This window comes from Streptomyces sp. NPDC038213 (assembly GCF_055600495.1).
The window spans coordinates 107784-117867 of record NZ_JBVJYM010000023.1 but is presented as its reverse complement, the minus strand read 5'-3'; the positions used below and the strand labels follow the sequence as shown (position 1 = coordinate 117867).

1 protein-coding gene is annotated in these 10084 nt (G+C 76.3%); it reads left to right on the top strand.

The features are described 5' to 3' along the window. A partial coding sequence (locus ACZ7JZ_RS26370; RefSeq protein WP_470943409.1) for an SDR family NAD(P)-dependent oxidoreductase occupies nt 1-10062 on the top strand: 10062 nt, incomplete at its 5' end. Between the last annotated feature and the right edge of the window lie 22 nt (nt 10063-10084).

Sequence of the window (10084 nt, the reverse complement as noted above, 5' to 3'; positions counted from 1 at the left end):
GAGGCGCAGGCACTCCTCGCGACGTACGGTCAGCGTCCGGCGGGTGAGCCGTTGTGGCTGGGCTCGCTGAAGTCGAACATCGGGCACGCGCAGGCCGCGGCGGGTGTCGGTGGTGTGATCAAGATGGTCATGGCGATGCAGGAGGGCGTGCTGCCCAAGACCCTGCACGTGGATGCGCCGTCCTCGCAGGTGGACTGGGAGGCGGGCGAGGTCGAGCTGCTGGCCGAGTCGCGTGCCTGGCCCGAGACCGGGCGCGCCCGCCGCGCGGGCGTCTCCTCCTTCGGCGTCAGCGGCACCAACGCCCACGTGATCCTGGAGCAGGCCCCGGAACCCGAGCCGGCCGAGGCGGACGACGCCCCCGTCCGCGAACTGCCCGTCCTCCCGCTGGTGCTGAGCGCCAGGTCGGCCGCCGCGCTGGAAGCGCAGACCGCCCGGCTGCTCGCCCGCATCGACCCCGACCCGCAGCTGCGCCAGCTCGACGTGGCCTTCAGCCTCGCCACCGGCCGCTCCCACCTCGACCACCGCTCCGTCACCCTCGGGCAGCTGAAGACCGAGGGCGTCGCCGGTCCCACGGGCCGCCGCGCGCTGGTCTTCCCGGGGCAGGGCACGCAGTGGGTCGGGATGGGCGCGGGGCTCCTGGAGTCCTCGCCGGTCTTCGCCGCCCGTCTGCGCGAGTGCGCCGACGCGCTGGCGCCGTTCGTGGACTTCGACGCGGTCGAGGTCGTGCGTACGGGTGCCTCGCTGGACCGCGTGGACGTGGTCCAGCCGGTCACGTGGGCGGTCATGGTCTCCCTTGCGGAGCTGTGGCGCTCCCTCGGGGTGGTCCCCGATGCGGTGGTCGGTCACTCGCAGGGTGAGATCGCGGCTGCTGCGGTGTCCGGTGCGCTGTCCCTCGAGGACGCGGCCCGGGTCGTCGCGCTCCGCGCCGCCGTCATCGGCCGCGAGCTCGCCGGTCTCGGCGGGATGGCATCGATTCCCCTTCCCCGTAAGGCAGTTGAGGAGCGCCTCTCGGCTCCCGAGTGGACCGGCCGGCTCGGTGTGGCCGCCGTCAACGGGCCGTCCAGCACGGTCGTCGCGGGTGACGCGGACGCGATCGTGGAGATCGTGGCCGCCTACCAGGCCGAGGACGTCCGGGCCCGCCAGGTGCCCGTGGACTACGCCTCCCACTCCGCGCACGTCGAGCGCATCGAGGCCGAACTCCTCGAAGTCCTCGGCCCGATCACCCCGCGCCGCTCCGAGATCCCCTTCTACTCCACCGTCGAGGGCGTCCTCCTCACCGACACCACCACGCTCGACGCCTCGTACTGGTACCGCAACCTCCGCCAGACCGTCCGCTTCGAGGACACCGTCCGGCTGCTCCTCGACCGCGGCTTCGGCACCTTCGTGGAGTCCAGTGCCCACCCCGTGCTGACCATGGGCATCCAGGAGGCCGCCGAGACCGCCGGGCTCGACGTGCTCACCGGCGGCTCCCTGCGCCGCGGCGAGGGCGGGCTCCAGCGCTTCCTGACCTCCGCCGCCGAGCTGTTCGTCCGCGGCACCGACGTGGACTGGGCCGCCCTCTTCGAGGGCACCGGCGCCCGTACCGTCGACCTGCCCACGTACGCCTTCCAGCACGAGCACTACTGGCTGGAGAAGACCGCGCAGACGCCCGCCGCCACCGCGGCCGCGGTCTCCGGCACCGACGCCTGGCGCTACCGCACCACCTGGAAGGGCCTGCCCGCCGAGGACCCCGCCGCCCGCCTCTCCGGCCGCTGGCTGCTCGTCCTGCCCGAGGCCCTGGCCGGCTCCGAGACGGCCGTCCTCGCCCAGGAGGCCCTGACCGGGCGCGGCGCCGCCGTCGAGCCGTTCCTCCTCAACCCGGCCGCCGCCGACCGCTCCCTGCTGCGCGCCCGCCTCGCCGAGGCCGCCGACCGGGCCGAGGCCGGTCCGCTCACCGGCATCCTCTCCCTGCTGGCCCTCGCCGAGGGCACGCACCCCGACCACCCGGCCGTCCCGCTCGGCCTCGCCAGCACCCTCACCCTCGCCCAGGGCGCCGCCGACGCCGGCACCGAGGCCCGCCTGTGGGCCGTCACCGCCGGCGCCGTGGCCGTCTCCCCGGGCGAGACCCCCTGCCCCGTACAGGCCCAGATCTGGGGCCTCGGGCGGGTCGCCGCCCTCGAACTGCCCGTCTGCTGGGGCGGCCTCGCGGACCTGCCGGCCGGGGCCGGCGCCCGCGCCTTCCAGCAGCTCGCCGCGGCCCTCGCCGCCCCCGGCACCGACGACCAGGTCGCCGTCCGCGGCTCCGGCACCTACGGCCGCCGCCTCGTGCAGGCCGCCGCGCCCGCCGTGCCCGCCACCGGGCGCACCGGCCCCCGCGGCACCGTCCTCGTCATCGGCGACATCGCCGCCGTCGCCGGGCCCCTCGCCCGCCGCCTGCTGACCGGCGGCGCCGAGCGGATCGTCCTCGCCGGCACCACCGGCGGCCTCCGGGAGGAGATCGCCGCCCCCGGCGGCCTGCTCGCCGACATCGCCGACCGCACCACCGTCGTGCCCTGCGCACTCGACGACCAGGACGCCCTGCGCGGGCTCCTCGACGCGCACGCCCCGGCCGCCGTCTACGTCGCCCCGCCCACCGCCCCCCTCACCACCCTCACCGAGACCACGATGGAGGGCTTCGCCGCCTCCGTCGAAGCCAAGACCGGGCTCGCCACCCGCCTCGACGCCCTGCTCGCGGACACCGCACTCGACGCGTTCGTCGTGTTCTCCTCCGTCGCCGGGGTCTGGGGCGGCGCCGGCCAGGGCGGGTACGCGGCCGGTACGGCGTACCTCGACGCCCTCGCCGAGGGCCGCCGCGGCCGCGGGCTGCCCGCCGCCTCCGTGGCCTGGACCCCCTGGCAGAGCGTGGCCGCGGGCCCCGCCGCCGAGCAGCTGTTCCGCACCGGCCTGTCCTTCCTCGATCCGGAGCGCGCCCTCGACGTCCTCGACGGGATCGTCGGCGGCGGCGAGACCGGCATCGCCGTCGCCGACATCGACTGGGAGCGCTTCGAGCCCGCGTACACCGCCGCCCGGCCCTCCGCCCTCCTCGACGAACTGCCCGCCGTCCGGCGGCTGCGCGCCGCCGAGCGGGCCGCCGCCGAGGACCGCGACGCCGGCGGCACCGGTATCGCCGCCGTCCTGCGCGGCAAGTCCGAGCAGGACCAGCAGCGCGAACTGGTCCGCCTCGTGCGCACCCACGTCGCCGCCGTCCTCGGCCACGCCAACTCCGACGGCATCGCCCCCGACCGGGCCTTCAAGGAGCTCGGCTTCAACTCCGTCACCGCGGTCGAACTGCGCAACCGGCTCCGCGAGGCCACCGGCCTCAGCCTCGCCCCCTCCCTGGTCTTCGACCACCCCACCACCGCGGCCGTCGCCCGGCACCTGCGGGAGCTGTCCAGCGGGGAGCACGAGCCCGACACCGCGGCCCCGTTCGTCACCGCCCCCGCCGGCGGGGACGGCGAGCCCATCGCCATCGTCGCCATGGCCTGCCGCTTCCCCGGCGGCATCAACACCCCCGACGAGCTGTGGCAGCTCGTCACCCGGGGCGGCGACGCCATCACCACCTTCCCCACCAACCGCGGCTGGGACCTCGAGGGCCTGTACGACCCCGACCCCGAGGCCCAGGGCCGCACCTACGTCCGCGAGGGCGGGTTCCTCCACGAGGCCCCCGACTTCGACCCCGAGTTCTTCGGGATCTCCCCGCGCGAGGCCCTCGCCATGGACCCGCAGCAGCGGCTCCTGCTGGAGACCTCCTGGGAGGCCTGCGAGCGCGCCGGCTTCGACCCCAACCTGCTGCGCGGCACCCGCACCGGCGTGTTCGTCGGCACCAACGGCCAGCACTACATGCCGCTCCTCCAGAACGGCGAGGAGGACTTCGACGGCTACCTCGGCACCGGCAACTCCGCCAGCGTCATGTCCGGCCGCCTCTCGTACGTCTTCGGGCTCGAAGGCCCCGCCGTCACCGTCGACACCGCCTGCTCCGCCTCCCTGGTCGCCCTCCACCTGGCCGTCCAGTCGCTGCGCCGCGGCGAGTGCGGCATGGCCCTGGTCGGCGGCGCCACCGTCATGTCCACCCCCGAGATGCTGGTCGAGTTCTCCCGCCAGCGCGTCATGTCCCCCTCCGGCCGCTCCCGCGCCTTCGCCGCCGGAGCCGACGGGGTCGCCCTCGGCGAGGGGGCCGGCATGCTCCTCGTCGAGCGGCTCTCCGACGCCGAGCGCAACGGGCACCCCGTCCTCGCCGTCATCCGCGGCTCCGCCGTCAACCAGGACGGCGCCAGCAACGGCCTCACCGCCCCCAACGGGCCCTCCCAGCAGCGCGTCATCCGCCAGGCCCTCGCCGACGCCGGACTGCGCCCCGAGGACGTCGACGCCGTCGAGGCCCACGGCACCGGCACCGAGCTCGGCGACCCCATCGAGGCCCAGGCCGTACTCGCCACCTACGGCGAGGCCCGCGCCGCCGGGGACCCGCTGTGGCTCGGCTCCGTCAAGTCCAACATCGGGCACACCCAGGCCGCGGCCGGCGTCGCCGGCGTCATCAAGATGGTCCTCGCCCTGCGCGGCGGCACCCTGCCCCGCACCCTCCACGTCGACGAGCCCACCCCGCGCGTCGACTGGACCGCCGGAGCCGTCTCCCTGCTCACCGACGACGTGGCCTGGCCCGAGCGCGCCACCCCGCGCCGCGCCGCCGTCTCCGCCTTCGGCATCAGCGGCACCAACGCCCACGTCATCGTCGAGGAGGCCCCCCGCGCCGCCACCGCCGCCACCGGCGACGCCCCCGGCCAGGACACCGACGAGGCCGGCGACTGGTGGGAGGAGGTCACCGTCCCGCTGCTGCTCTCCGCCCGCAGCGAGTCGGCCCTGCGCGCCCAGGCCGCCCGGCTGCGCTCCGGACTGGTCGAGCACCCCGGGATGCACCCCGCCGACGCCGGCTACACCCTGATGACCGCCCGCTCCCGCTTCGAGCACCGGGCCGCCGTCATCGGAGAGAGCCGCGAGGAGCTCCTCGACGCCCTCAACTCCCTCGCCCAGGACCGGCCGCACCTCGCCGTGCTCCGCGGCACCGCCGGACCCGGCGACCGCATCGCCTTCGTCTTCCCCGGCCAGGGCTCCCAGTGGGCCGACATGGCCGACGGGCTGCTCGACCGCTCGCCCGCCTTCCGCGAGTCCGCACAGGCCTGCGACGCCGCCCTGCGCAGCTACCTCGACTGGTCCGTCATGGACGTGCTGCGCAAGGTCCCCGGCGCGCCCTCGCTCAGCCGCGTGGACGTGGTCCAGCCCGTGCTGTTCACGATGATGGTCTCCCTCGCCGAGGCCTGGAAGGCCATCGGCGTCCACCCCGACGCCGTCGTCGGCCACTCCCAGGGCGAGATCGCCGCCGCGTACGTCTCCGGCGGCCTCTCCCTCGACGACGCCGCCCGCATCGTGGCCCTGCGCAGCCAGGCCTGGCTGACCCTGGCCGGCAAGGGCGGCATGATCGCCGCCTCCCTGTCCGCCGGGCAGCTCCGCGCCCGCCTGGAGCGCTTCGGCGACCGGCTGTCCGTCGCCGCCGTCAACAGCCCCGGCACGGCCGCCGTCGCCGGCGAGCCCGAGGCCCTGCGCGAACTCCTCGACGAGCTCACCGCCGAGGGCATCCACGCCCGCGCCATCCCCGGTGTGGACACCGCCGGGCACTCCGCCCAGGTCGACGCCCTCAAGGACCACCTCCTCGCCGTCCTCGCCCCCGTGTCCCCGCGGACCGGGCAGATCCCCTTCTACTCCACCGTCACCGGCGGACTCCTCGACACCGCCGGGCTCGACAGCGCGTACTGGTACCGCAACATGCGCGAGCCCGTCGAGTTCGAGCAGGCCACCAGCGCCCTGATCGCCGACGGCTTCGAGGTCTTCCTGGAGCCCAGCCCGCACCCCATGCTGGCCACCTCCCTCCAGGAGACCGTCGCCGCCGCCGGCGGCCGCGCCGCCGTCCTCGGCACCCTGCGCCGCGAGAAGGGCGGCGCCCGCTGGTTCGGCGCGGCCCTCGGCATGGCCCACATCAGCGGAGTGGAGATCGACGCCGACGCCCTCTTCGGCAAGGGCTCCCGCCGCGTCGACCTGCCCACGTACCCCTTCCAGCGCGAGCGGTACTGGTACAACGCCCCCGCCCGCCGCGGCGACGCCTCCGGCATCGGCGTCCGCGAGGCCGGCCACCCGCTGCTCGGCGGCGGGGTCGAACTCCCCGAGTCCGGCTCCCTCGTCTACACCGCCCGCCTCGGCGCCGACACCCAGCCCTGGCTGGCCGACCACGCCCTCATGGGCACCGTCCTGCTGCCCGGCGCCGCCCTCGTCGACCTCGCCCTGTGGGCGGGCCGCCAGTCCGGCACCGGCCGCCTCGACGAGCTGATCCTCCAGGCCCCCGTGGTCCTCCCCGACAACGGCGCCGTCGAGCTCAGCCTGCTCGTCACCGCCGCCGCCGAGGACGGCAGGCGCACCCTCACCGTCCACTCCCGCGAGGCCGGCGCCGAACCGGGCACCCCCTGGCGCCGGCACGCCGAGGCCGTCCTCGCCCCCGCCGGGGACGGGGACGCCCCCGCCCCCGTCACCGCCTGGCCCCCGGCCGCCGCCGTCCCCGCCCCGACCACCGGACCCGAGGCGTTCTACGAGCAGTTCACCAGCCGCGGCTACGACTACGGCCCGTTCTTCCGGGGCTTCGGCGCCGGCTGGAACGAGGACGCGACCGTCCACGCCGAGGTCGCCCTCCCGCCGCAGGCCGGGGCCGCCGCCGCGGGCTTCGGACTCCACCCCGCACTCCTCGACGCCGCCCTCCAGGCCATGAGCCTCGGCTCCTTCTTCCCGGAGGACGGGCAGGCCCGCATGCCCTTCGCGGTCCGCGGCGTCCGCCTGTACGCCGAGGGCGCCGGCCGGCTGCGCGTCAGCATCTCGCCGCTCGGCGAGGAGTCCGTCCGGCTGCGCTGCACCGACGACACCGGCCGCGCCGTCCTCGACATCGACGAGCTCGTCGTGCGCACCGTCTCCGACGAGCAGCTCGCCGCCGCCGGCCCCGCGGGCGGCAGCAAGCGCAACGGCTCGCTGTACGAGGTCGAGTGGCAGCCGCTGCCCCCCGCCCAGGCCCTGCCCGTACGCCGCATCGCCGTCGTCGGCGAGGACCACGCCAAGATCGGCGCCGCCCTGGAGCAGACCGGCACCGTCTGCGACTGGTACGCCGACCTGGCGGCCCTCGCCGCCGACGCGGCCGCCGGCCGGGCACCCGCCCCCGACACCGTCGTCGCCTCCTTCCCCGAAGCCCCCCGCCCCGAGGCCGGGTTCGCCCACGAGAACGCCCACCGGGCCCTCGACCTCGCCCAGGGCTGGCTGGAGCACGGCGCCGGGCTCACCGGCACCACCCTCGTCCTCGCCACCCGCGGGGCCGTGGCCGCCGGCGCCGGCGAAGAGCTCACCGACCCCGCCGCCGCCACCGTCTGGGGCCTGGTCCGCTCCGCGCAGTCCGAGGAGCCCGACCGCTTCGCCCTGCTCGACCTCGACCCCGCCGCCGCCAACCCCGCCGCCCTGGCCGCCGCCCTGGCCTCCGGCGAACCCCAGGCGGCCGTCCGCGGCGCCTCCGTCCGCGTCCCCCGGCTCGCCCTGCCCGGCGCCGACGCCGCCCGCGGCGACCTGCTCGTCCCGCCCGCCGACAGCACCGCCTGGCGCCTCGCCACCAGCGGCACCGGCACCATGGAGGGGCTGCGCCTCGCCGAGGCCCCCGACACCGTCGCCGAACTCCAGGACGGCCAGGTCCGCATCTCCGTGCGCGCCGCCGGCCTCAACTTCCGCGACACCCTCATCGCCCTCGGCATGTACCCGGGCGAGGCGGCCGTCATGGGGGCCGAAGGCGCCGGCGTCGTCACCGAGGTCGGGCCCGGCGTGACCGGACTCGCCCCCGGCGACCGCGTCCTCGGCATGTGGACCGGCGGGTTCGGCCCGTACGCCGTCGCCGACCACCGCATGGTCGCGCCCGTCCCCACCGGCTGGACCTACGCCGAAGCGGCCTCCGTACCCGCCGTGTTCCTCACCGCCCAGTACGCCCTGACCCGACTCGCGAAGGCGCAGCCCGGCCAGAGCGTGCTCGTGCACGCCGCCGCGGGCGGCGTCGGCATGGCAGCCCTCCAGCTCGCCCGCCACCACGGCCTGACCGTGTACGCCACCGCCAGCACCGGCAAGTGGGACACCCTGCGCCGCCTCGGCCTGGGCGACGAGGCGATCTCCAACTCCCGCACCGTGCAGTTCGCCGACGAGTTCCTCGCGGAGACCGGCGGCCGGGGCGTGGACATCGTCCTCAACTCCCTCGCCGGCGAGTTCGTCGACGCCGGCCTGCGGCTGCTGCCGCGCGGCGGCCACTTCCTCGAACTCGGCAAGGCCGACGTCCGCGACCCGCAGCAGATCGCCGCCGACCACCCCGGCACCTCCTACCAGGCCTTCGACCTGGTGCAGGCCGGCCCGGAGACCGTCGGCGAGATGCTGCACGAACTCCTCGCGCTCTTCGAGGCCGGGGTCCTCGAACCCCTCCCGATGACCGCCTACGAGATCCGGCACGCCCGCGAGGCCTTCCGCACCCTCAGCCAGGCCCGCCACACCGGCAAGCTGGTCCTGACCCTGCCGCCGTCCTTCGGGCCGTACGGCACCGTCCTGGTCACCGGCGGCACCGGCACCCTCGGCAGCGCCGTCGCCCGCCACCTGGTCGCCGAGCACGGCGTGCGCCACCTCGTGCTCGCAGGCCGCCAGGGCCCCGAAGCCGAGGGCGCGGCCGAACTCGCCGCCGAACTCACCGCCCTCGGCGCCCGGGTGGACATCCGGGCCTGCGACGCGGCCGACCGCGAACAGCTCGCCGCGCTCCTCGCCGCCATCCCGCAGGACCAGCCCCTCACCGGAGTCGTCCACACCGCCGGCGTCCTCGCCGACGGCACCCTGCCCACCCTCACCCCCGCGGGACTCGACACCGTCCTGCGCCCCAAGGTCGACGCCGTCCTCAACCTGCACGACCTGACCCGCGACCTCGACCTGTCCGCCTTCGTCCTCTACTCCTCCTCGTCCGCCCTCTTCGGCAGCCCCGGCCAGGGGGGGTACGCGGCGGCCAACGCCTTCCTCGACGCCTTCGCCGGCTACCGCCGCTCCCTCGGCCTGCCGGCCGTCTCCCTCGCCTGGGGCCTGTGGTCCAGCAGCAGCCGCATGGCCGGACACCTCGACCAGAGCGGAATGCACCGCCGGCTCGCCCGGGGCGGCGTCATGCCGCTCACCGACGCCGAGGGCCTCGCGCTCTTCGACGCCGCCCAGGCCGCCGACAGCCCCCTCCAGGTCCCGATCCGGCTCAACCACGCGGCCCTGCGCGCCGCCGGACCCGTCCCCGCCTTCCTCAGCTCCCTCGTCGGCGGCGGGGACGGACAGCACGACCGGCGCCGGCAGGCCGCGGCCCCCGAGACCCTCGCCGACCGGCTCGCCGCCACCGCCCCCGAGGAGCAGGAGGAACTGGTCCTGGAGGCCGTACGGGCCCACGCCGCGGCCGTGCTCGGCCACGGCGGACCCGAGGGCATCACCGTCGACCGGGCCTTCAAGGAACTCGGCTTCGACTCCCTGACCGCCGTGGAGATGCGCAACAGGCTGGCCGCGGCCACCGGGCTGCGCCTCGCCGCCACCCTGGTCTTCGACCACCCGACCCCGGCCGCCCTCGCCGCGCACCTGCACCGCGAGATGGCACCGGCCGCCGGAGCGGGCCCCGCCCCCGCCGGCTCCGCGGCCCCCGCCGCCCCGGACGCCCGCGGCACCTCCGTCATGGCCGAACTCGACCGGCTGGAGGCCCTCTTCGGGGCCCTCGCCGGACAGGGGGAGGGCGGCAGCGGCCCCGACGAAACGGCGCACAAGGAGATCGCCAACCGGCTCGCGGCCCTCACCGGCCTGTGGGGCGGCCTCGGCGGCGGCTCCGGCGGCACACATCCCGCGGACTCGACGGGCGAATCGGTGGCCGAGTCCATCGAGGACGCCGACGACGACGAGATCTTCGCATTCATCGACGAGCGGTTCTGAACCGCACAGCACGTGACGGGTG